The sequence below is a fragment of the Leclercia sp. Colony189 genome (genome assembly GCF_009740165.1).
GTDB lineage: Bacteria > Pseudomonadota > Gammaproteobacteria > Enterobacterales > Enterobacteriaceae > Enterobacter.
In genome coordinates, this window is sequence record NZ_CP046557.1 from 477,045 (window position 1) to 498,634 (window position 21,590).

Below are 21,590 nucleotides of genomic sequence, written 5' to 3' on the forward strand. Positions count from 1 at the left end.
CGATGCGTAAGTCAGTAATTGCGATCATTATTATCGTGCTGGTTGTGCTTTACACCTCAATTTTTGTGGTTAAAGAGGGCGAGCGTGGGATTAAATTCCAGTTCAGCAGCGTCGTGCGTGACGGCGACAAGCGTCCGGTCATTTATGAGCCAGGCCTGCACTTCAAAGTGCCGTTTATTCAGTCTGTGAAAACGCTTGATGCGCGTATCCAGACGATGGATAACCAGGCCGACCGTTTCGTGACTAAAGAGAAAAAAGACCTGATCGTTGACTCCTATATCAAGTGGCGTATCAGCGACTTCAGCCGTTACTTCCTGGCAACCGGCGGCGGCGACGTCTCTCAGGCCGAAGTGCTGCTGAAACGTAAGTTCTCTGACCGTCTGCGTTCTGAGATTGGTCGTCTGGATGTCCGGGACATCGTAACCGACTCCCGCGGTCGTCTGACCTCTGAAGTACGCGATGCGCTGAACTCCGGTTCTGCCGGCACGGAAGATGAAGTGACAACCCCAGCGGCTGACGATGCCATCGCCAAAGCGGCTGAACGCGTTCAGGCTGAAACCAACGGTAAAGTGGCGGTTATCAACCCGAACAGTATGGCGGCATTGGGTATCGAAGTGGTTGACGTGCGTATCAAGCAGATCAACCTGCCAACGGAAGTCTCTGAGGCGATCTACAACCGTATGCGTGCCGAGCGTGAAGCGGTAGCCCGTCGTCATCGTTCACAGGGTCAGGAAGAGGCTGAAAAGCTGCGTGCAACCGCAGACTATGAAGTGACCAAAACCCTGGCAGAAGCGGAGCGTCAGGGCCGTATCCTGCGCGGTGAAGGCGATGCCGAAGCGGCGAAGCTGTTTGCGGATGCCTTCAGCCAGGATCCAGACTTCTATGCCTTTATCCGTAGCCTGCGTGCCTACGAGAGCAGCTTCCAGAGCAATCAGGACGTTATGGTTCTCAGCCCGGATAGCGATTTCTTCCGCTATATGCGCTCGCCTACGACACCACGATAAGCAGCGTTAAAAATGGCGCCATAAGGCGCCATTTTTTTATCTTAATTACCCAGCAGCTTGCTAAACAGCCCGCCGATAACAGGCAGCGATCCCAGCGTAGACTCAATGGTATAGCCGACAGTCGAACCCACCGATTGACCTAATTTTTCGCCCAGAGTGGGAGCAATTTGCCCAAGGTTAATGTTACCGATCAGGGGAACATCCACGCTCAGCAGATCGCCTGCGGTGGTCCAGGCAAAGTTACCGATCTTGCCACCCAGCGAAGCGATGCCATCCTGCAACCAGCCCGCGCCGCTTACAGCTTCAATTTCTAAAAGAGTCAATTCTTTCATTTTCATCATCCTAATTAGTGTAATTACAACAACAACTCATATTTGAGATGCGGGCAAAGGGTGACAATTTTTAAAATAAGCGGCAAGGCCAGAATTTATGAATTTTTAACTTCACATACGGAATCATATAACCGCTCCGCCGGTAACCCGATAAAAGGCCTTTGTTAAAAAACTCACATCAATTTGCCAGGTGCTTCGCCATGATTAGTGATGTGATTCGTCTCGCTCCACAACATATTGAGGTAATCGTTTAACTGCGCATAAAGCAGTCCGTTTCGCCGAAATTTGTATACAAAAAAAGCTGAACATCATCAAAACCGATGGTAGAATCCATTTTTAAGCAATCGGTGATTTTGAAAAATGGGTAACAACGTCGTCGTACTGGGCACCCAATGGGGTGACGAAGGTAAAGGGAAGATCGTCGATCTTCTGACTGAACGTGCTAAGTTTGTTGTACGTTATCAGGGTGGTCACAACGCAGGCCATACTCTCGTAATCAACGGTGAAAAAACCGTCCTCCATCTTATTCCATCAGGCATTCTTCGTGACAATGTGACCAGCATCATCGGTAACGGTGTTGTGCTGTCTCCTGCTGCGCTGATGAAAGAGATGAAAGGTCTGGAAGACCGTGGCATCCCGGTTCGCGAGCGTCTGCTGCTCTCTGAAGCCTGTCCGCTGATCCTCGACTACCACGTTGCGCTGGATCTGGCGCGTGAAAAAGCACGCGGCGCGAAAGCGATCGGTACCACCGGCCGTGGTATCGGCCCGGCTTACGAAGATAAAGTCGCCCGTCGCGGTCTGCGTGTTGGCGATCTGTTCGATAAAGCCACCTTTGCTGAAAAACTGAAAGAGGTGATGGAATATCACAACTTCCAGCTGGTGAACTTCTACAAAGTTGACGCCGTTGACTACCAGAAAGTGCTGGATGACGTCATGGCGATCGCTGACATCCTGACCGGTATGGTTGTTGATGTATCCGATCTGCTGGACCAGGCGCGCAAGCGTGGCGATTTCGTCATGTTCGAAGGTGCGCAGGGTACGCTGCTGGATATCGACCACGGTACCTATCCATACGTAACCTCCTCCAACACCACCGCAGGTGGCGTGGCAACCGGCTCTGGCCTGGGTCCGCGTTATGTGGATTACGTTCTGGGCATCATCAAAGCTTACTCCACTCGCGTGGGTGCGGGTCCGTTCCCGACCGAACTGTTTGATGAAACCGGCGAGTTCCTGTGCAAGCAAGGTAACGAGTTTGGCGCGACCACCGGTCGTCGTCGTCGTACCGGCTGGCTGGATGCGGTTGCTGTGCGCCGTGCGGTGCAGATCAACTCCCTGTCTGGCTTCTGCCTGACCAAGCTGGACGTCCTGGATGGTCTGAAAGAGGTGAAAATCTGTGTTGCCTACCGTATGCCGGATGGCCGTGAAGTGACCACCACTCCACTGGCCGCTGACGACTGGCAGGGCATTGAGCCGATCTACGAAACCATGCCAGGCTGGTCTGAAACCACCTTTGGCGTGAAAGAGCGTAGCGGTCTGCCGCAGGCAGCGCTGGATTACATCCAGCGTATTGAAGAGCTGACCGGCGTGCCGATTGATATCATCTCTACCGGCCCGGATCGTTCTGAAACCATGATCCTGCGCGACCCGTTCGACGCATAATGAGGGTTTCGCCCGGCGGCGCTACGCTTGCCGGGCCTACAACACCCATCACAGGCCGGAAAGCGATGCGCATCCGGCTTTTTCGTTCTCCTTTCCCCCTTTCAGTTTAAATAAATTCGCCGTTGACTATCTGGCTGGTTTATCATCATTAATGAATATCTCTGCGGATATACCGCGTTTTACCCTTTTCCTGAGGTTGATGTGCAGTTAACAAGTTTCACCGATTACGGATTGCGTGCGCTGATTTACATGGCGTCGTTACCCGCTGGACAGATGACCAGTATCTCTGAGGTGACAGAGGTCTACGGTGTGTCCCGTAATCATATGGTCAAAATAATCAATCAACTTAGCCGAGCCGGATATGTTGCTGCCGTCCGCGGGAAAAATGGCGGCATCCGCCTCGGTAAACCGGCACAGAGTATTCGTGTTGGTGATGTGGTGCGCGAACTGGAGCCATTGTCTCTGGTGAACTGCAGCAGTGCGTTCTGCCACATTACCCCCGCCTGTCGGCTGAAACAGGCGCTTTCAAAGGCTGTGCAAAGTTTTCTCATGGAACTGGATAACTACACGCTGGCCGATTTGGTTGAAGAGAATCAACCGCTATATAAATTATTGCTGGTGGAATGAAGAAAACGTCCACCGGAGATGACAACGGAGGAACCGCTATGTCACAAGATCCTTTCCAGGAACGCGAAGCCGAAAAATACGCGAACCCTATCCCCAGCCGCGAGTTCATCATTGAACACCTCACAAAACGTGAAAAACCTGCCAACCGTGAAGAACTTGCCGCTGAACTGAACATTGAAGGCGAAGAGCAAATTGAAGCCCTTCGCCGCCGCCTTCGCGCAATGGAGCGCGACGGACAACTCGTCTTTACCCGCCGTCAATGCTATGCCCTGCCGGAGCGTCTCGATCTGCTGAAAGGCATGGTAATTGGCCACCGTGATGGTTACGGCTTCCTGCGCGTTGAAGGCCGCAAGGACGACCTCTACCTCTCATCTGAACAGATGAAAATGTGCATTCACGGCGACCAGATCCTGGCCCAGCCGCTGGGTGCAGACCGCAAAGGGCGTCGTGAAGCGCGCGTTGTGCGTGTGCTGGTGCCAAAAACCAGCCAGATCGTAGGCCGCTACTTCACGGATGCCGGCGTGGGTTTTGTGGTGCCGGATGATAGCCGCCTGAGCTTTGACATCCTCATTCCGCCTGAGGAGGTGATGGGCGCGCGGATGGGCTTTGTGGTGGTGGTTGAGCTGACTCAGCGTCCAACCCGTCGTACCAAAGCGGTCGGTAAGATTGTGGAAGTGCTGGGCGATAATATGGGCACCGGCATGGCCGTGGATATGGCACTGCGCACCCATGAAATCCCCCACGTCTGGCCAAAAGCCGTTGAAGAGCAGGTTGAAGGGCTGAAAGAGCAGGTACCGGAGTCGGCAAAAGCGGGCCGCGTGGATCTGCGCAGCCTGCCGCTGGTCACCATTGATGGCGAAGACGCCCGTGACTTTGATGACGCCGTCTACTGTGAGAAAAAACGCGGCGGCGGCTGGCGTCTGTGGGTAGCGATTGCCGATGTGAGCTATTACGTTCGTACTGGCACCCCACTGGATGGCGAAGCGCGTAACCGCGGCACCTCGGTCTACTTCCCGTCCCAGGTGGTACCGATGCTGCCGGAAGTGCTCTCCAACGGCCTGTGCTCGCTTAACCCGCAGGTTGACCGTCTCTGCATGGTTTGTGAAATGACCATCTCCAGCAAGGGGCGTTTAACCGGCTACAAATTCTATGAAGCGGTGATGAGTTCACATGCGCGCCTGACCTATACCAAAGTGTGGCATATGCTGCAGGGGGATCGGGATCTGCGTGAACAGTACGCTCCGCTGGTGAAGCACATCGAAGAGCTGCATAACCTCTATAAAGTGCTGGAGCAGGCGCGTGAAGAGCGCGGCGGGATCTCATTTGAGAGTGAAGAGGCGAAGTTCATCTTTAACGCTGAGCGTCGCATTGAGCGTATCGAACAGACCCAGCGTAACGATGCCCACAAGCTGATTGAAGAGTGCATGATCCTGGCGAACATCTCCGCGGCACGCTTCGTTGAGAAAGCCAAAGAGCCTGCGCTGTTCCGTATCCACGATAAACCGACCACCGAAGCTATTACCTCTTTCCGTACCGTACTGGCGGAGCTGGGTCTTGAGCTGCCGGGGGGCAACAAGCCGGAGCCGCGCGATTACGCCGAGCTGCTGGAATCGATTAGCGATCGCCCTGACGCGGAAATGCTGCAAACCATGCTGCTGCGTTCCATGAAGCAGGCAATTTACGATCCTGAGAACCGCGGCCACTTTGGTCTGGCGTTGCAGTCTTATGCGCACTTTACCTCGCCGATCCGCCGTTATCCGGATCTGTCACTGCACCGTGCCATTAAGTATCTGCTGGCACATGAGCAGGGCCACAAAGGCAACACGACCGAAACCGGGGGTTATCACTACTCCATGGAAGAGGTCCTGCAGCTGGGCCAACACTGTTCCATGACCGAACGCCGCGCTGATGAAGCGACGCGCGACGTGGCGGACTGGCTGAAGTGTGACTTTATGCTGGATCAGGTCGGGAACATCTTTAAGGGCGTGATTGCCAGCGTCACCGGTTTTGGCTTCTTTGTACGCCTTGATGAACTCTTTATCGATGGTCTGGTGCATGTCTCATCCCTGGATAACGACTACTACCGTTACGATCAGGTTGGGCAGCGCCTGACCGGCGAGTCCAGCGGCCAGACCTACCGTCTGGGCGATCGCGTGGAAGTGAAGGTCGAAGCCGTCAACATGGACGAGCGTAAGATTGATTTCAGCCTGATCTCCAGCGAACGCGCGCCACGTAACGTAGGTAAAACCGCGCGGGATAATGCGAAGAGAGGGGCCGCCGGAAAAACCAGCGGCAAACGCCGTCAGGCCGGTAAGCGGGTAAACTTCGAGCCGGACAGCGCCTTCCGTGGTGAGAAAAAACAAAAGCCGAAGGCCGCGAAGAAAGAAGCCAGAGCCGCCAAAAAACCGTCGGCCAAAACCCAAAAAATAGCTGCGGCGACCAAAGCGAAGCGCGCGGCAAAGAAAAAAGTGGCGGAGTAATTCTCCCCTGACCTTGATCCTCTCCCGGCAGGGAGAGGTGAACAGTAATTAATGAGAACCATCAATGAGTGAAATGATTTACGGCATCCACGCGGTGCAGGCCCTGCTGGAGCGCGCACCGGAGCGTTTTCAGGAAGTCTTTATTCTGAAAGGGCGTGAAGATAAACGCCTGATGCCGCTGATCCATGCCCTGGAAGCGCAGGGCGTGGTGATCCAGCTGGCGAACCGTCAGTACCTGGATGAGAAAAGCGAAGGGGCAGTACACCAGGGCATCATCGCCCGCGTGAAGCCGGGCCGCCAGTATCAGGAGAACGATCTGCCGGATCTGATCGCCGCGCTGGATAACCCGTTCTTCCTGATCCTCGACGGCGTGACCGATCCGCATAACCTCGGTGCCTGCCTGCGTAGCGCCGATGCGGCGGGCGTCCATGCGGTGATCGTGCCAAAAGATCGCTCCGCGCAGCTCAACGCGACGGCCAAAAAAGTGGCCTGCGGCGCGGCGGAGAACGTACCGTTGATCCGCGTGACCAACCTGGCGCGCACCATGCGTCAGTTGCAGGAAGAGAATATCTGGATCGTTGGTACTGCGGGTGAGGCAGACCATACCCTGTTCCAGAGCAAAATGACCGGTCGTCTGGCGCTGGTGATGGGGGCGGAAGGTGAAGGCATGCGCCGTCTGACGCGGGAGCATTGCGACGAACTGATCAGCATTCCGATGGCGGGCAGCGTCTCGTCCCTGAACGTTTCCGTAGCAACCGGCATCTGCCTGTTCGAAGCGGTACGCCAGCGCGGGTAGTCTGTTGTGCCCGGTTGCGTTGCGCTTACCGGGCCCACGATCCGTGCTGTTGTAGGCCGGGTAAGGCGAAGCCGCCACCCGGCACTATCACTCCTCCAGCGACCGCAAATGGTCATCCTTCTTAAGCGTCATCAGCGCCACAATACTCACCACCGCCGTGACCATCACGTAATAGGCCGGAATATCCAGGTTCCCCGTCTCTTTTATCAGCCCGGTAATGATTAGCCCCGCACAGCCCGAGAAGATGGCGTTCGACAGCGAATAGGCCAGCCCCAGTCCGGTATAGCGCACCCTTGTCGGGAACATCTCTGACAGCATGGCCGGACCTGGCCCTGCCAGCATCCCCACCAGGCCACCGGCAATCAGCACCACTATCGCTTTCACCGCCAGGGTGCTGGACTCCGCCTGCAAAATTTTCAGCAGCGGCAGGGCAAGGATCAGCAGCAGCGCGGCGGCGATAACCATCACTGTGCGGCGTCCGATGCGGTCGCTGAGGATCCCCGATGGGATAATGGTCAGCGCAAAACCGATATTGGAGATGACCGCAATCAGCAGCGCCTGGTTAAAGCCCGTATGCAGAGCCGATTGCAGGTAGGCGGGCATGATCACCAGATAGGTATAGCCGGCGGCAGACCACACCATCACCCGGCCAATTCCCATCCCGATGGCTTTCAGCGTGTCGCTGGTGCGCGCCTTCACGGCCACCGGTTTGGTTTGTTGCTTCACGAAGCTGGGCGTCTCTTCCATGCTCACCCGCAGCCACAGGGCCACCGCCCCCAGCGGCAGGGCGATAAAGAAGGGAATGCGCCAGCCCCAGTCGTGCAGGGCGTCTGGCGTCAGCAGCGCGGAGAGCAGCGCCACGATGCCCGCGCCGGCCAGCAGGCCCAGCGCTACGGTAAAGGACTGCCATGCGCCGTAGAGCCCGCGTTTACCGCGCGGGGCGAACTCGGTCATCAGCGACACCGCGCCGCCATACTCTCCCCCGGCGAAAAGCCCCTGCAGGATCCGCAGGCCGGTGATGATGAGCGGGGCGGCAATGCCGATGCTGGCATAGACCGGCACGATGCCGATTGCCGCGGTTGCCAGGGTCATCATCACCAGCACGATAATCAGTGTGGGTTTGCGGCCGATGCGATCGCCAATCCGGCCAAATATGATGGCCCCCAGCGGACGAAAGAAGAAGGCGATGGCGAAAGAGGCGTAGGTGAGGATCAGGCTGGTCAGTCCCGCCTCACCGCTGAGCTGAAAGAAGTTCTTCGCGATCACGGTGGCGAGAAAGCCGTACACCGCAAATTCGTACCATTCGATGAAATTACCAATTGAGCCAGCAATTAAAGCGCGTTTATGGGCATCCGGCGCCCGTTGAGTGGTTTGCATCGTCATCTCTCCATGAGGGTAAGAATAAATTATTCACCATAACAAACGATAAGAAATTTATTATTCGTTCATTGTGTGACCAGATTCACGCTTGAGCGTGGCGATATTGTGCGCCCGCTGCTGTGCAGCGCCTGCCCGGTTTGTCCATACTTATTCCATTGCCATAGAAGGAGGGATACGTTATGCACTGGCAGACGCACACTGTTTTTAATCAGCCTGCGCCACTCACCAACAGCAACCTGTTTCTTTCCGATCGCGCGCTGTGTGAAGCGGTCAATCGTGAAGGTGCCGACTGGGATGCCGGGCTGCTCGCCAGCATCGGTCAACAGCTGGGTACGGCAGAATCCCTGGAGCTTGGCCGCCTGGCCAACGCCAATCCCCCTGAACTGCTGCGCTATGATGCCAGCGGAACCCGGCTGGATGATGTGCGCTTCCATCCCGCCTGGCACCTGCTGATGCAGGGGCTTTGTGCCAACCGGGTACATAACCTGGCGTGGGAGGAGGAGGCGCGAAAAGGGGCCTTCGTGGCCCGGGCGGCACGTTTTATCCTCCATGCGCAGGTTGAGGCCGGCACGCTTTGCCCCATCACCATGACCCACGCCGCTACGCCGCTTTTGCAGCAGGCGCTACCGCGCGCGTTTCACGACTGGCTGGCGCCGTTACTGAGCGACCGGTATGACTCGCATCTGGCGCCGGGTAACCAGAAGCGCGGCCTGCTTATCGGGATGGGAATGACGGAAAAGCAGGGCGGATCGGATGTTCTCAGCAACACCACCCGGGCAGAACGCTGCGGCGACGGGAGTTATCGGCTGGTGGGGCATAAGTGGTTTTTCTCGGTGCCGCAAAGCGATGCCCACCTGGTGCTGGCGCAGGCCAAAGGCGGCCTGTCGTGCTTCTTCGTCCCCCGTTTTCTGCCCGACGGTCTGCGCAATGCCGTGCATCTGGAGCGCCTGAAAGAGAAGCTGGGTAACCGCTCGAACGCCAGCAGCGAAGCCGAGTTCCTCGATGCCACCGGCTGGCTGCTGGGCGAAGAGGGGGAAGGGGTGCGCCAGATCCTGAAGATGGGCGGCCTCACCCGTTTCGACTGCGCGCTCGGCAGCCACGGCCTGATGCGCCGGGCCTTCTCGGTGGCGTTGTACCATGCCCACCAGCGGCAGACTTTTGGCAAAAACCTGATCGACCAGCCGCTGATGCGCGATGTGTTAAGCCGCATGGCGCTCCAGCTGGAGGGGCAGACGGCGCTCTTGTTCCGCCTCGCGCGGGCCTGGGATCGCCGGGACAATGAACACGAAGCCCTGTGGGCGAGGCTGTTTACTCCGGCCGCGAAACTGGCGATCTGCAAAGCGGGGATACCCTTCGTCGCCGAAGCGATGGAGATTCTTGGCGGCATTGGCTATTGCGAAGAGAGCGAGCTGCCGCGCCTGTACCGTGAGATGCCGGTTAACAGCATCTGGGAAGGCTCGGGCAATATCATGGGGCTGGACGTGCTGCGGGTGCTGGCGAAGCAGCCTGGCGTAGTCGATCTGCTTGCGGCGGATTTTGCCGAGGTTAAAGGTCAGGATCGTCATTTCGATCGCAGCTGGCGCCAGCTCCAGCAAAAACTGCGTAAACCGCAGGAGGCGCAGGGCAGGGAGATCGCCCGGCAGATTTACCTGCTGGGCGCGGGGGCGCAGATGCTGCGCCACGCTTCTCCGCCGCTGGTGCAGGCCTGGTGCCGTGAGATGCTCGACGCCCGTGGCCGATCGTTGCTCAGCGAGCAGGTGCAGGACAACCTGCTGCTGCGCGCCACGGGCGGCGTGGCCTGATCCTTACAGGCGGAACAGGCTGACCAGCTCGGTCAGGTGCGAACCCTTCTCCCGCAGGGTTTGCGCCGTCTGTTCGCTGCGTGAGACGCGGTCGGCGTTGATATGCGACGCTTCGCCGATATGGGTCATCGCCAGATTCACCTGACCGATACCCGCCGACTGCTCGTGGGAGGCATGGTTAATCTCGGTTACCAGCGCCTTGATGTTATCGATGTGCGCGATGATGCTCTCCATCGCCTGGCGGGTCTGCTCCGACAGGGCGTGGCCTTCGCTCACCTTGCTGAGCGTATCGCCAATCAGCTGCTCAATCTCCTTCACCGCGTTGGCGCTGCGCGCTGCGAGAGCGCGGACCTCCTGGGCTACCACGGCGAAGCCTTTACCGTGCTCGCCCGCCCGGGCGGCTTCGACGGCGGCGTTGAGCGCCAGAATATTGGTCTGGAAGGCGATCCCCTCAATCACCCGGGTGATGGCTTCGATACGTTTCGATGCCTCGCGAATATCATCCATGGTGGAGACAGCATTGCTGACGGTCTCCCCGCCCTGGTGCACCGCCCGGGAGGTTTCGCCGACCAGCTGCTGGGTCTGCTCCATATTGGCGGCGTTCTGCTGCACGGTGGCCGCCAGCTGCTCCATACTGGCGGATGTCTCCTCCACGCTGCTGGCCTGCTTATTGATCTGCTCGGAGATCTCGCCGGTATCCGCCGCCAGGGCGTTGGTCCCCAGATGAATATCGCCCGCAGCTTCCCGCACCTGCAGCACGATTTTTTGCAGCCCGCCGCCAATGCCGTTGATGGCACCGATCAACTGACCCACCTCATCCTGACGGGTGGCAGGCAGGGTGGCACGCAGATCGCCTGCGGCATACTGTTCGGCCAGGCCAATCACATCGCGCAGCGGGCGCGTGAGCCAGCGGCGGATAATAAACACGAACAGCATGGCAAAGAGCGCGGAAAGCGCCACGCCCGCCAGCAGGAAGCGGTCGCGCATGCTGGTCACATCAGCCAGCAGTACGGTTTTATCCACCTCGCCCACTATCGTCCAGTTCCAGCCCGGTAGCGGTGTCCAGGCCATGATCAACGTGCGACCATCGGCGCTCTGGCGTTCCAGGGTGCCGGATTGATCCCCCAGCAGCTGTTGCTGAACGGTGTTATCCCACTTCGGCAGCTCTCCTTCTTCTGCGCTATGGAACAGGTACTGGCCGTGGTTCTTGCCGTTACTGCGGTTCAGCACAAAGAAGTGGCCGCTCTCACCCAGACGGCGACTAAGGATCTTCTCGCGCATGACGTTCCAGGAGTGGGTGATGTCGACGCCGACGAAGATAATGGCGATCACCTGACCGCCCGCATCTTTTACCGGCTGGTACTGGGTGATATAGCGTTTACCGAACAGCAGGGCGAGGCCGCGATAGACCTCACCTTTGTTGACCACTTCCCATGCCGGGCTGGCATGATCGAGTACCGTACCGATGGCCCGGTCGCCGTTCTCTTTACGCAGCGAGGTCGCCACGCGGACAAAATCGTCGCCGCTACGGACAAAGAGCGTAGAGATCGCGCTGGTGCGATTCAGAAAATCATCGGGGGTAGTGTTGTTCTCATGGAGTTCCGTATCGCCGCCTTTCTGCAGGGGAACGCTCTGGCCGTTGATGACGCGGGTCTGGCTGGTATCAATACTCAGCGGCTGCGGCAAAAAGGTGGTGAACAGGCGGGTGTAGCTCTCTACCTCTTCGGTGAGGCTGGTATTGAACATCTGCACCATATCCACCACGCCGGTGGACTGGTTATGAAGGTCTTCTACGGCCAGCGATTCAAGTTTTTGACTGGCGTTGTAGCTCAGGAGAAAAGTGAAAAGTAAAAAGAGAGTGGCGACACTCAAGCCGGTAAGCAGCGATAGCTTTGTGCCCAGACCTGCACGGCGGAAAAAGTTGATCATAAATTGCTCATTGTTAAAAAGGTATCGCTTTTCAACGGCAGAGCGGGGATAACATTTATTGGCTTTATGTAACAAAATGTTACAAAGATATCTCAGAGGAGTTATGGCAAGGATAATAGAATTGTAAAGATTAAAAAGCCACTCTTTTTTAGTGGCTTTTATTGACGATTTTCAGACGTAAAGGATGGCCTGCGCCCGCCAGCGATCGACATGGCTCTCTTCCTGCATTTTTATGATGCGATACCACGAGGCACCCTGCTCATCGGCTTTCAGCGCAATCATGCGCTCTACGTCCTGCGGGCTCCCTGAGATATCACTCACGGAGATCAATCCAATTTCATTTAAACCCGTCACACAATCAGCGCTGGCAAATTCAGCTGACTGTGCTGCCGTACTCACCAGACCGGCTGAGAGTAACAGTGTGGACAAAGCAAGAGATCGTTTCATCGTCAGCTCCATTTTACGTGTCCCCGGTATCCGCCGGGCAATCCTTCGCTAATAAACTCATTTCCATTGTCACTGGCTGGAGTTTATTGTGGACAGGAAAACGTCTATGGACGCAAAGCAGTGTAAATGTCGTTTAAATACCGCGCGTTATTTACGGTATAAAATGGCTTGCGAATACCATTGTCCCGTCACGATGGTTTCATCGATAAGGACGATGACGTAATAATCTGCTTTCGCGGCGACAGCTTTTGCTTTAATAGCCTCTGCCGCATCATCGGGAGAGCCTCGCTCGAGTGCGGTCACGGTACCCATTCGCTGTAATCCTTCCGTTTGATTACGACGTATCTCCTGGGGGTGATCGGCGACCGGTGGCGCAGGCTGCGGCGTACCTTGCAATACGCTACATCCGCCCAACAACATCATCAGCGTTAAAGCAGCAACCTTTCGCATAAACCTGTCTCGTTTCCTGATAGCCATAGTGTAGATCTCTGTTGATTTGACATTGGGGGAATGTTCCCAAATTGTTAGCTATAGCGTAAATTTCGAATGAAAATTGTGTGAAAGCGTAAGCCAGTTCTCAACATTATGATTCACCCATAAGTATGAGGCCCAATTATGATTGAACTTGAAGTACGGCAGCTTGGCGACCATGAGATTGTACATGCCGTTCCCGCAGGAAAGGGGGCTAAACCGTTGCCGGTTGTTATTTTTTATCATGGTTTTACCTCATCAAAACTGGTCTACAGCTATTTTGCGGTGGCGCTGGCACAGGCAGGTTTTCGGGTGGTGATGCCGGATGCGCCCGATCACGGGGCCCGTTTTAACGGTGATGAGCAGGCCCGCCTGGGACAGTTCTGGCCGATCCTGCATGGCAACCTCATCGAGTTTGGCGCGCTGCGGGATACTTTGTATCAGGCCGGGCTGGTGGCGGATGAACGCCTTGCGGTCGCCGGGGCCTCGATGGGCGGGATGACCGCGCTGGGCATCATGACGCGCTATCCGGAGGTGAAATGCGTGGCAAGCCTGATGGGATCGGGCTACTTTACCTCGCTGGCCCGTACGCTGTTTCCGCCGCAGCAACCCTGGTCATTCGCGTCGATGGTCGCACCGCTTGCTGACTGGGAGGTAACGACCGCGCTACCGCGTCTGGCTGACCGCCCGTTGCTGCTGTGGCATGGTGAAGAGGATGATGTGGTGCCCGCCGGGGAGACGTTCCGCCTGCAACAGGCGTTGCAGCAGGAAGGGCTGGATAAAAATCTGACCTGTCTGTGGGAGGCGGGAGTAAAACACCGTATTACGCCGGGCGCGCTCGACGCCACGGTCGCGTTTTTCCGCCAGCACCTTTAAACGCGCAGGATCTTCACGCCCTGATCTTCCAGTTTCTGGAGGATCTGTGGGTTAGCATTTTTACCGGTGATTACCATGTCTATCTGCTCGGCACGGCTGAAGAGCATGCCCGCACGTTCCCCGACCTTGCTGCTGTCGACCAGGACCACCAGCTTGCCGACCACGTTTAGCATCTTCTGCTCCGCCATCGCCGTCAGCATGTCGGTTTTATACAGCCCTTCGGTGGTGAGCCCTTTGCCGCTGGTAAACATCCAGTGGCCGGCATAGAGCGTGTTCTCGCTGTCCTGCGGACTTAGGGTGATGGACTGGCTTTTGTTGTACTGTCCGCCCATGATCACCACGCTTTCGTGCTCCTGGTCAATCAGGTAGTTGGCCAGCGGCAGGTAGTTGGTGATGATCTGCACCGGTTTGCCGCACATCTCGCGGCCCAACAGAAAGGCGGTGGAACCGCAGTTAATCACCACGCTTTCGCCAGGATTAACCAGTTGGGAGGCGGCTCTGGCAATACGCACTTTCTCGTCGTGGTTCTGCGCCTGATGAATATTCATTGGCGACCAGCGTGGGCGCTGCTGGCTGATCCCTTCCGCGCCGTTACGTACCTTTTTCAGCTTACCGCTCTCATCAAGTTTGTTGATGTCCCGGCGTGCCGTCGCCGGAGAAACGCCCAGCCGGGCAATCACCTGTTCAACGGTGACAAACCCCGTTTGCGCCAGGAGTTCCAGTAAGATTTGATGACGTTGTGCTTCTGTCATGAGCTATTCCGAAATAAATTGATTTTAAAAGATGATATTTGAAATAGCCTGAAATTACTAAGCAAAAGTTGGAATCGCCAGGCACAGCGCCTGGCGATGAGGGGCCAATTACAGGAAAGATTTGAACGGCAGATCCGGCTCAATGGTAAAGCAGTCGTCAAAGCCGCGCGGGTAGTGATATTCGAAATTATCCTTATCCAGCGGCCAGGTAAACTTGCCGCCCACCTGCCAGATAAAGGGCTTAAAGCCATATTTCAGCCGATCTTTTTTCATCTCCCACAGCACGCGGATCTCCTGCGGATCGGCCTGGAAGTTTGACCAGATATCATGGTGGAACGGAATCACCACCTGGGTATTCAACGCTTCAGCCATGCGCAGAATGTCAGCGCTGGTCATCTTATCGGTGATGCCGCGCGGGTTTTCGCCATAGGAGCCCAGCGCCACGTCGATATGGTGCTCGTTACCGTGTTTGGCATAGTAGTTAGAGTAGTGTGAGTCACCGCTGTGGTACAGCGTACCGCCCGGGGTTTTGAACAGGTAGTTCACCGCACGTTGGTCCATGCCGTCCGGTAACACACCCGCTGCCTTTTGATCGGCTGGCAGAGTAATCAGCGCTGTACGGTCAAACGCATCGAGGGCATGAATTTCAATATCTTTGATTTTCACCACATCGCCCGGTTTCACTACGATGCAGCGCTCTTTTGGCACGCCCCAACCGATCCACAAATCGACGCAGGTCTGCGGTCCAATGAAAGGCACGTCATCCGCACAGTTCTGCATGACTGCCGCCGCGACGTTAACGTCGATGTGATCGTTGTGATCGTGGGTCGAGAGGACGGCATCTATCTGACGAATCGCAAAAGGATCAAGGACAAATGGCGTGGTACGTAGGTTTGGCTGCAGCTTCTCGACGCCCGCCATACGCTGCATCTGATGACCTTTTTTCATCAGTGGGTTGCCGTGGCTCTGTTTGCCAGTGCCGCACCAGAAATCGACGCAAACATTAGCCCCGCCCTGAGATTTCAGCCAGATACCGGTACAACCCAGCCACCACATCGCAAATGTGCCCGGCGCGACCTGCTCTTGCTCGATCTCCTCATTCAGCCAACTTCCCCATTCCGGGAAGGTGCTGAGGATCCATGATTCGCGGGTAATAGTGTTCACTTTACTCATAGTCAGACTCCCTCTCTATCACAAGTAATCATTTGGTGACGTGTTTTGATTGATATTGGCACCAATTAATCAGCATTTCAATGGCGATTTGCGAGCGTTACGGCAATCTAAAGCTGCTCTCATTAAAAATCCTATACGTGATTTTTATGCTTTGTCTTTGTTAACTTATTGAAATAAATAATTTTTATTGATATCGCATAGGTGCGGATAAAGACATTGCACTTAGGGTGGAAATAATTTGCGTGATACGTCAAAAATAATCAAATTCAATCTTGTGGTGATTATTTGTGATTACTAGAGTGGAGGCCTGTTGTACGAACACTAGGCATCGTACCGCCTTTACCGGAGAGTGTTATGGAGATCCTCTACAGCGTCTTTACCGTCTTTTTTAATCAGGTCATGACCAACGCCCCGCTGCTGTTGGGTATCGTGACGTGTCTGGGTTATATCCTGCTGCGTAAAAGCGTGAGCGTGATAATCAAAGGCACCATTAAAACCATCATCGGTTTTATGCTGCTTCAGGCGGGTTCAGGCATTTTAACCAGCACCTTTAAACCCGTTGTCGCCAAAATGTCGGAAGTGTATGGCATCAACGGCGCTATATCAGACACCTACGCCTCAATGATGGCCACTATCGAACGGATGGGAGATGCCTATAGCTGGGTGGGATACGCCGTCCTGCTCGCGTTGGCGCTGAACATCATTTACGTTCTGCTGCGTCGGATTACCGGCATCCGCACCATCATGCTCACCGGCCACATCATGTTCCAGCAGGCCGGATTGATTGCTGTTTCCCTCTATATCTTCGGCTACCCGATGTGGACCACCATTATCTGCACGGCGATCCTGGTCTCGCTCTATTGGGGCATCACCTCCAATATGATGTACAAGCCGACGCAGGAAGTGACCGACGGCTGCGGTTTCTCTATCGGCCATCAACAGCAGTTTGCCTCATGGATTGCCTATAAGGTCGCCCCGTATCTGGGGAAAAAAGAGGAGAGCGTTGAAGATCTGAAGCTGCCCGGCTGGCTGAATATCTTCCACGACAATATCGTCTCTACCGCCATCGTGATGACCATTTTCTTCGGCGCGATCCTGCTCTCATTCGGTATTGATACGGTGCAGGCGATGGCCGGTAAAACGCACTGGTCTATCTATATCCTGCAAACCGGCTTCTCCTTCGCGGTAGCGATTTTCATCATCACCCAGGGCGTGCGTATGTTCGTGGCCGAACTGTCTGAGGCCTTCAACGGTATTTCTCAACGCCTGATCCCTGGCGCCGTACTGGCAATTGACTGCGCGGCTATCTATAGCTTTGCGCCGAACGCCGTCGTCTGGGGCTTTATGTGGGGCACCATCGGCCAGCTGATTGCGGTGGCCATCCTGGTGGGCTGCGGCTCCTCCATCCTGATCATTCCTGGCTTTATCCCGATGTTCTTCTCCAACGCCACTATCGGCGTGTTCGCTAACCACTTTGGCGGCTGGCGCGCGGCGCTCAAGATCTGCCTGGTGATGGGCATGGTTGAAATCTTCGGCTGCGTGTGGGCGGTCAAACTGACCGGTATGAGCGCCTGGATGGGCATGGCGGACTGGTCAATCCTGGCGCCGCCGATGATGCAGGGCTTCGCCTCTGTCGGCCTTATTTTTATGGGCGTCATCATTCTGATTGCACTGGCTTATATGTTCTTCGCTGGCCGTACGCTGCGGGCGGAAGAAGATGCGGAAAAACAAACAGCAGAAGTTTCTGCTCACTAAGGAGTTTTGATTATGACCGTACGTATCCTGGCTGTGTGTGGCAATGGGCAAGGGAGCTCCATGATCATGAAGATGAAAGTGGACCAGTTTTTAACCCAGTCAAACATTGACCACACGGTAAACAGCTGCGCGGTGGGTGAATACAAAAGTGAACTGAACGGCGCGGACATCATCATCGCCTCTACCCACATCGCCGGTGAGATTAGCGTCGCAGGCAATAAATATGTGGTGGGTGTACGCAACATGCTGTCGCCTGCGGACTTCGGCCCAAAACTGCTGGAAGTGATCAAAGCGCACTTTCCGCAAGATGTGAAGTAAGGAGAGGCATATGAAACTACGTGATTCGCTGGCGGAGAATAATTCCATCCTTCTCCAGGCCGAGGCCAATACCTGGCAGGAGGCGGTAAAGCTGGGCGTTGATTTGTTGGTTAAGGCGGATGTCGTTGAGCCGCGCTATTACCAGGCCATTCTTGATGGCGTTGAGCAGTTCGGGCCCTATTTTGTGATTGCGCCAGGGCTGGCGATGCCCCATGGCCGCCCGGAAGAGGGGGTCAAAAAAACCGGTTTCGCCCTGGTCACCCTGAAAACGCCGCTGGTGTTTAACCACGAAGATAACGATCCGGTGGACATCCTGATCACCATGGCGGCCGTTGATGCCAATACTCACCAGGAAGTGGGCATCATGCAGATCGTCAACCTGTTTGAAGATGAAGCCAATTTTGACCGTTTACGCGCCTGCCGTACTGCGCAGGACGTGCTGGATTTAATCGACAATGCCACTGCGGCGGCAGCTTAAGAGGGAGTTGAACATGTCATTACCAATGTTGCAGGTTGCGCTGGATAACCAGACTCTGGCCCACGCTTACGAAACCACGCGTCTGATTGCGGAAGAGGTGGACATTATCGAAGTGGGCACCATTCTGTGCGTCGGGGAGGGGGTCCGTGCCGTCCGCGATCTGAAAGCCCTCTATCCGCATAAGATTGTGCTGGCCGACGCCAAAATTGCCGATGCGGGCAAAATCCTGTCGCGGATGTGTTTCGAAGCCAATGCCGACTGGGTGACGGTCATCTGCTGCGCAGATATCAACACCGCGAAAGGCGCGCTGGAAGTCGCGAAAGAATTTAACGGTGACGTGCAGATCGAACTCACGGGCTTCTGGACCTGGGAGCAGGCAGAAGCGTGGCGCGCTGCGGGTATTCAGCAAGTGGTCTATCACCGCAGCCGCGATGCGCAGGCCGCGGGGGTCGCGTGGGGCGAGGCGGATATCAGCGCCGTTAAGCGTCTGGCGGATATGGGCTTTAAGGTTACGGTGACGGGCGGGCTGGCGCTCGAAGATTTGCCGCTGTTTGCCGGTATTCCAATCCACGTCTTTATCGCCGGTCGCAGCATTCGCGATGCCGCCTCGCCGGTGGAAGCGGCGCGTCAGTTTAAACGTTCCATCGCCCAGCTGTGGGGATAAGGAGCGGTTATGTTAAGCAAACAGGTTCCGCTTGGCATCTATGAAAAGGCGCTCCCCACCGGGGAGTGCTGGCTTGAGCGGCTGCGGCTGGCGAAACGGCTGGGATTCGATTTCGTTGAAATGTCGGTGGATGAGACGGATGCGCGTCTCTCCCGACTCGACTGGAGCCGCGAGCAGCGTCTGGCGCTGGTGGACGCCGTCGCCGAAACTGGCGTAAGAGTTCCCTCGATGTGCCTGAGCGCCCACCGTCGTTTTCCGCTCGGCAGTGAAGATGACGCGGTGCGGGCGCAGGGCCTTGAGATCATGCGTAAAGCAATTCGCTTTGCGCAGGATGTCGGGATCCGCGTAATCCAGCTTGCCGGTTACGACGTTTACTATCAGGAAGCCAATGATGAGACGCGCCGTCGTTTCCGTGATGGCCTGAAAGAGAGCGTTGAAATGGCCAGCCGCGCGCAGGTCACCCTGGCGATGGAGATCATGGATTACCCGCTGATGAACTCCATCAGCAAGGCATTGGGTTATGCCCATTACCTGAATAATCCGTGGTTCCAGCTCTATCCCGACATCGGCAATCTCTCTGCGTGGGATAACGACGTGCAGATGGAGCTGCAGGCTGGCATCGGACATATCGTGGCGGTACATGTGAAAGATACCCGTCCCGGCGTCTTCAAAAACGTACCGTTTGGCAGCGGAGTCGTCGATTTTGAACGCTGTTTCCAGACGTTAAAACAGAGTGGCTATTGTGGGCCTTACCTGATCGAGATGTGGAGTGAAACGTCGGACGATCCCGAGCGCGAAGTGGTGCAGGCGCGTGACTGGGTACTTGAGCGTATGGCGCGAGCCGGGCTTGGGGAGGAAGATCATGCAGCGGCTTAAACAGCAGGTATTTGAGGCAAACATGGATTTGCCGCGTTACGGTCTGGTGACCTTTACCTAGGGAAACGTCAGCGCCATTGACCGTCAGCGCGGGCTGGTGGCGATCAAACCCAGCGGGGTGGCCTACGGGACCATGCGCGTGGATGACATGGTGGTGGTGGATCTCAGCGGCAATGTGGTGGAGGGGCAATGGCGACCTTCGTCTGATACCGCGACCCACCTGGCGCTCTACCGGCGTTATCCCTCCCTTGGCGGGGTAGTGCATACCCACTCGACCCATGCGACCGCCTGGGCGCAGGCAGGGCTGGCGATCCCCGTGCTCGGTACCACCCATGCAGACTATTTCTTTGGCGATATCCCCTGCACGCGCGCACTCACCGAAGAGGAGGTGCTCGGCGAATACGAGCTCAATACCGGCAAGGTGATTATTGAAACGCTGGGTGACGGCGAACCGCTGCACACGCCGGGAATTGTGGTCTATCAACATGGCCCCTTCGCCTGGGGTAAAGATGCCCATGACGCCGTGCACAATGCCGTGGTAATGGAAGAGGTGGCGAAAATGGCGTGGATTGCGCGCGGTATTAATCCATGCCTGAAACCTATAGACAGCTATCTGATGGACAAGCACTTTATGCGTAAACATGGCCCGAATGCTTATTACGGGCAAAAATAAAAAAAAAGCCCCCGGGCAGGGGGCTAATAAGACTATGACAATTTTTTCGTTGTTGGCTTTCCTGGTGCTAGCGTCAAAGCGTTACCGATAGATATCTGCGCTGACGTGCATATTGCCGTTGCTGCCCGGTTCACGGGTGAGCATGACGTGATAGTAGCGGGCATCCCGCGCATCGGCTTCTGCATTAATGGCTTCAGTCGCTTCACTTTCCGTGGCGAAGTTATGGTTGATATAAATGACGCCCAGACTTTGCACATCATCCATATTTCTGGCCTGTCGGCCATCAACCTGAATGGCTGCTGTCGCGTTTGCACTCAGCAAAAGCGCAGCCAGAACGGCAAGGGTGAATTTTTTCATGATATGCGCTCCACGACTAACAACGGTGCGACGATATTCACGGCTGTCTTTTGTCCAGAGACAGGGTCTGATTAAAGTGTAAGCACGAATCTCGCAGGCTATGGCGACCATTTCTGATGCAGTTGTTCAAAAAATCGCCGCGATCGCCCGTGAGTAATGGTAAATCACCCACTTAGACCCGCTTTGCGCTTTGTGCGAATTATTTGCGCAATCAGCTTGAGTTTCGAAGGGTGCGCAAGTATTATGACGCGTCAATTTTTCAGCCGACCTTTAACACGTTCCTTGCCTCCCCGGGCCTCGGCTGACCCAGACAGGAGGCTGAATAATCCGTAAGGAGCAATTCGATGCGTCATTACGAAATCGTTTTTATGGTCCATCCTGACCAGAGCGAACAGGTTCCGGGTATGATCGAGCGCTACACTGGTGCAATCACTGCAGCAGAAGGCACGATCCACCGTCTGGAAGACTGGGGCCGTCGTCAGCTGGCTTATCCGATCAACAAACTGCACAAAGCTCACTACGTTCTGATGAACGTTGAAGCTCCGCAGGAAGCGATCGATGAGCTGGAAACTAACTTCCGCTTCAACGATGCCGTTATCCGCAGCATGGTTATGCGTACCAAAAACGCAGTGACCGAAGCATCTCCGATGGTTAAAGCGAAAGACGAGCGCCGTGAGCGTCGCGATGATTTCGCAAACGAAACCGCAGATGATTCTGATGCTGGGGATTCTGAAGAGTAAT

21 protein-coding genes and 1 pseudogene are annotated in these 21,590 nt (G+C 55.8%); 14 read left to right on the top strand and 8 right to left on the bottom strand.

What is annotated here, in order from left to right; translation table 11 throughout:
- Window positions 1-2: 2 nt before the first annotated feature.
- Complete coding sequence (gene hflC, locus GNG29_RS02295) at window positions 3-1,004, top strand: protease modulator HflC (protein WP_103177969.1); 1,002 nt, start codon at window positions 3-5, stop codon at window positions 1,002-1,004.
- 41 nt (window positions 1,005-1,045) lie between these two features.
- Here the strand turns inward: hflC and GNG29_RS02300 are convergent, their stop codons facing one another.
- Window positions 1,046-1,336, bottom strand: a complete 291-nt coding sequence (locus GNG29_RS02300) for a hypothetical protein (RefSeq protein ID WP_103177970.1) — start codon at window positions 1,334-1,336, stop codon at window positions 1,046-1,048.
- Window positions 1,337-1,696: 360 nt separating this feature from the next.
- Between GNG29_RS02300 and GNG29_RS02305 the strand changes: the two genes are divergently transcribed.
- The 4 genes from GNG29_RS02305 (at window position 1,697) to rlmB (ending at window position 6,898) form a co-directional block, all read left to right on the top strand.
- Window positions 1,697-2,995, top strand: coding sequence for an adenylosuccinate synthase (locus GNG29_RS02305; RefSeq protein WP_039028486.1), 1,299 nt, complete (start codon window positions 1,697-1,699; stop codon window positions 2,993-2,995).
- 201 nt (window positions 2,996-3,196) lie between these two features.
- Complete coding sequence (gene nsrR / locus GNG29_RS02310) at window positions 3,197-3,622, top strand: nitric oxide-sensing transcriptional repressor NsrR (RefSeq protein ID WP_032616184.1); 426 nt, start codon at window positions 3,197-3,199, stop codon at window positions 3,620-3,622.
- Between the two features lie 38 nt (window positions 3,623-3,660).
- Window positions 3,661-6,102, top strand: coding sequence for a ribonuclease R (rnr, locus tag GNG29_RS02315; protein ID WP_156653768.1), 2,442 nt, complete (start codon window positions 3,661-3,663; stop codon window positions 6,100-6,102).
- Between the two features lie 64 nt (window positions 6,103-6,166).
- The gene (rlmB, locus tag GNG29_RS02320; RefSeq protein WP_039028446.1) at window positions 6,167-6,898 is read left to right on the top strand and encodes a 23S rRNA (guanosine(2251)-2'-O)-methyltransferase RlmB; all 732 of its coding nucleotides are present in this window, start codon (window positions 6,167-6,169) and stop codon (window positions 6,896-6,898) included.
- A gap of 87 nt (window positions 6,899-6,985) precedes the next feature.
- On the opposite strand, the gene GNG29_RS02325 is transcribed toward rlmB, so the two are convergent.
- Window positions 6,986-8,275, bottom strand: coding sequence for an MFS transporter (locus GNG29_RS02325; RefSeq protein WP_103177972.1), 1,290 nt, complete (start codon window positions 8,273-8,275; stop codon window positions 6,986-6,988).
- A 182-nt stretch (window positions 8,276-8,457) separates the two neighbouring features.
- Between GNG29_RS02325 and GNG29_RS02330 the strand changes: the two genes are divergently transcribed.
- Window positions 8,458-10,080, top strand: coding sequence for an isovaleryl-CoA dehydrogenase (locus GNG29_RS02330; protein ID WP_156653769.1), 1,623 nt, complete (start codon window positions 8,458-8,460; stop codon window positions 10,078-10,080).
- Window positions 10,081-10,083: 3 nt separating this feature from the next.
- On the opposite strand, the gene GNG29_RS02335 is transcribed toward GNG29_RS02330, so the two are convergent.
- The 3 genes from GNG29_RS02335 to bsmA form a co-directional block, all read right to left on the bottom strand.
- Window positions 10,084-12,009, bottom strand: a complete 1,926-nt coding sequence (locus GNG29_RS02335) for a methyl-accepting chemotaxis protein (protein WP_156653770.1) — start codon at window positions 12,007-12,009, stop codon at window positions 10,084-10,086.
- Between the two features lie 171 nt (window positions 12,010-12,180).
- Window positions 12,181-12,468 (bottom strand): DUF1471 family protease activator YjfN, encoded by a 288-nt coding sequence (gene yjfN, locus GNG29_RS02340; protein WP_156653771.1) that lies wholly within the window; start codon window positions 12,466-12,468, stop codon window positions 12,181-12,183.
- Between the two features lie 135 nt (window positions 12,469-12,603).
- Window positions 12,604-12,933, bottom strand: coding sequence for a biofilm peroxide resistance protein BsmA (gene bsmA / locus GNG29_RS02345; RefSeq protein ID WP_103823004.1), 330 nt, complete (start codon window positions 12,931-12,933; stop codon window positions 12,604-12,606).
- Between the two features lie 138 nt (window positions 12,934-13,071).
- Here bsmA and yjfP point away from each other — a divergent pair, with 138 nt between their 5' ends.
- Entirely contained in the window at window positions 13,072-13,803 is a 732-nt protein-coding gene (gene yjfP, locus GNG29_RS02350) for an esterase (RefSeq protein ID WP_156653772.1), read from the top strand.
- Here yjfP and ulaR read toward each other — a convergent pair.
- Both ulaR and ulaG read right to left on the bottom strand, forming a co-directional pair.
- Window positions 13,800-14,555, bottom strand: coding sequence for an HTH-type transcriptional regulator UlaR (gene ulaR, locus GNG29_RS02355; RefSeq protein ID WP_114388102.1), 756 nt, complete (start codon window positions 14,553-14,555; stop codon window positions 13,800-13,802). The two genes, yjfP and ulaR, sit on opposite strands and share 4 nt — an antisense overlap.
- Before the next feature lie 108 nt (window positions 14,556-14,663).
- Window positions 14,664-15,728, bottom strand: coding sequence for an L-ascorbate 6-phosphate lactonase (ulaG, locus tag GNG29_RS02360; RefSeq protein ID WP_103823006.1), 1,065 nt, complete (start codon window positions 15,726-15,728; stop codon window positions 14,664-14,666).
- Between the two features lie 354 nt (window positions 15,729-16,082).
- On the opposite strand from ulaG, the gene ulaA reads away from it, so the two are divergent.
- From ulaA to GNG29_RS02390, 6 genes and pseudogenes are all read left to right on the top strand, one after another.
- Window positions 16,083-17,483: a PTS ascorbate transporter subunit IIC gene (gene ulaA / locus GNG29_RS02365; RefSeq protein WP_114316078.1), complete on the top strand. Its 1,401-nt coding sequence runs from the start codon at window positions 16,083-16,085 to the stop codon at window positions 17,481-17,483.
- A 12-nt stretch (window positions 17,484-17,495) separates the two neighbouring features.
- Window positions 17,496-17,801 (top strand): PTS ascorbate transporter subunit IIB, encoded by a 306-nt coding sequence (ulaB, locus tag GNG29_RS02370; protein WP_103177980.1) that lies wholly within the window; start codon window positions 17,496-17,498, stop codon window positions 17,799-17,801.
- 10 nt (window positions 17,802-17,811) lie between these two features.
- Window positions 17,812-18,279, top strand: a complete 468-nt coding sequence (gene ulaC / locus GNG29_RS02375) for a PTS ascorbate transporter subunit IIA (RefSeq protein ID WP_103823008.1) — start codon at window positions 17,812-17,814, stop codon at window positions 18,277-18,279.
- Window positions 18,280-18,292: 13 nt separating this feature from the next.
- Window positions 18,293-18,943, top strand: a complete 651-nt coding sequence (locus GNG29_RS02380; protein WP_103177982.1) for a 3-keto-L-gulonate-6-phosphate decarboxylase UlaD — start codon at window positions 18,293-18,295, stop codon at window positions 18,941-18,943.
- Between the two features lie 9 nt (window positions 18,944-18,952).
- Window positions 18,953-19,819, top strand: coding sequence for an L-ribulose-5-phosphate 3-epimerase (locus GNG29_RS02385; protein ID WP_103823010.1), 867 nt, complete (start codon window positions 18,953-18,955; stop codon window positions 19,817-19,819).
- Window positions 19,806-20,492 (top strand): annotated as a pseudogene (locus tag GNG29_RS02390) (L-ribulose-5-phosphate 4-epimerase). Before GNG29_RS02385 ends, GNG29_RS02390 begins: the two are co-directional and overlap by 14 nt.
- Before the next feature lie 81 nt (window positions 20,493-20,573).
- On the opposite strand, the gene yjfY reads toward GNG29_RS02390, so the two are convergent.
- Entirely contained in the window at window positions 20,574-20,849 is a 276-nt protein-coding gene (gene yjfY, locus GNG29_RS02395; protein ID WP_156653773.1) for a DUF1471 family protein YjfY, read from the bottom strand.
- 344 nt (window positions 20,850-21,193) lie between these two features.
- Between yjfY and rpsF the strand changes: the two genes are divergently transcribed.
- The gene (rpsF, locus tag GNG29_RS02400; protein WP_103177986.1) at window positions 21,194-21,589 is read left to right on the top strand and encodes a 30S ribosomal protein S6; all 396 of its coding nucleotides are present in this window, start codon (window positions 21,194-21,196) and stop codon (window positions 21,587-21,589) included.
- Window position 21,590 lies beyond the last annotated feature (1 nt).

Coding starts and splice junctions, on each gene's coding strand:
- hflC (WP_103177969.1), top strand. CDS start 3: ATGCGTAAGTCAGTAATTGCGATCATTATTATCGTGCTGGTTGTGCTT.
- GNG29_RS02300 (WP_103177970.1), bottom strand. CDS start 1,336: ATGAAAGAATTGACTCTTTTAGAAATTGAAGCTGTAAGCGGCGCGGGC.
- GNG29_RS02305 (WP_039028486.1), top strand. CDS start 1,697: ATGGGTAACAACGTCGTCGTACTGGGCACCCAATGGGGTGACGAAGGT.
- rnr (WP_156653768.1), top strand. CDS start 3,661: ATGTCACAAGATCCTTTCCAGGAACGCGAAGCCGAAAAATACGCGAAC.
- rlmB (WP_039028446.1), top strand. CDS start 6,167: ATGAGTGAAATGATTTACGGCATCCACGCGGTGCAGGCCCTGCTGGAG.
- GNG29_RS02325 (WP_103177972.1), bottom strand. CDS start 8,275: ATGCAAACCACTCAACGGGCGCCGGATGCCCATAAACGCGCTTTAATT.
- GNG29_RS02330 (WP_156653769.1), top strand. CDS start 8,458: ATGCACTGGCAGACGCACACTGTTTTTAATCAGCCTGCGCCACTCACC.
- GNG29_RS02335 (WP_156653770.1), bottom strand. CDS start 12,009: ATGATCAACTTTTTCCGCCGTGCAGGTCTGGGCACAAAGCTATCGCTG.
- yjfN (WP_156653771.1), bottom strand. CDS start 12,468: ATGGAGCTGACGATGAAACGATCTCTTGCTTTGTCCACACTGTTACTC.
- bsmA (WP_103823004.1), bottom strand. CDS start 12,933: ATGGCTATCAGGAAACGAGACAGGTTTATGCGAAAGGTTGCTGCTTTA.
- yjfP (WP_156653772.1), top strand. CDS start 13,072: ATGATTGAACTTGAAGTACGGCAGCTTGGCGACCATGAGATTGTACAT.
- ulaR (WP_114388102.1), bottom strand. CDS start 14,555: ATGACAGAAGCACAACGTCATCAAATCTTACTGGAACTCCTGGCGCAA.
- ulaG (WP_103823006.1), bottom strand. CDS start 15,728: ATGAGTAAAGTGAACACTATTACCCGCGAATCATGGATCCTCAGCACC.
- ulaA (WP_114316078.1), top strand. CDS start 16,083: ATGGAGATCCTCTACAGCGTCTTTACCGTCTTTTTTAATCAGGTCATG.
- ulaB (WP_103177980.1), top strand. CDS start 17,496: ATGACCGTACGTATCCTGGCTGTGTGTGGCAATGGGCAAGGGAGCTCC.
- ulaC (WP_103823008.1), top strand. CDS start 17,812: ATGAAACTACGTGATTCGCTGGCGGAGAATAATTCCATCCTTCTCCAG.
- GNG29_RS02380 (WP_103177982.1), top strand. CDS start 18,293: ATGTCATTACCAATGTTGCAGGTTGCGCTGGATAACCAGACTCTGGCC.
- GNG29_RS02385 (WP_103823010.1), top strand. CDS start 18,953: ATGTTAAGCAAACAGGTTCCGCTTGGCATCTATGAAAAGGCGCTCCCC.
- yjfY (WP_156653773.1), bottom strand. CDS start 20,849: ATGAAAAAATTCACCCTTGCCGTTCTGGCTGCGCTTTTGCTGAGTGCA.
- rpsF (WP_103177986.1), top strand. CDS start 21,194: ATGCGTCATTACGAAATCGTTTTTATGGTCCATCCTGACCAGAGCGAA.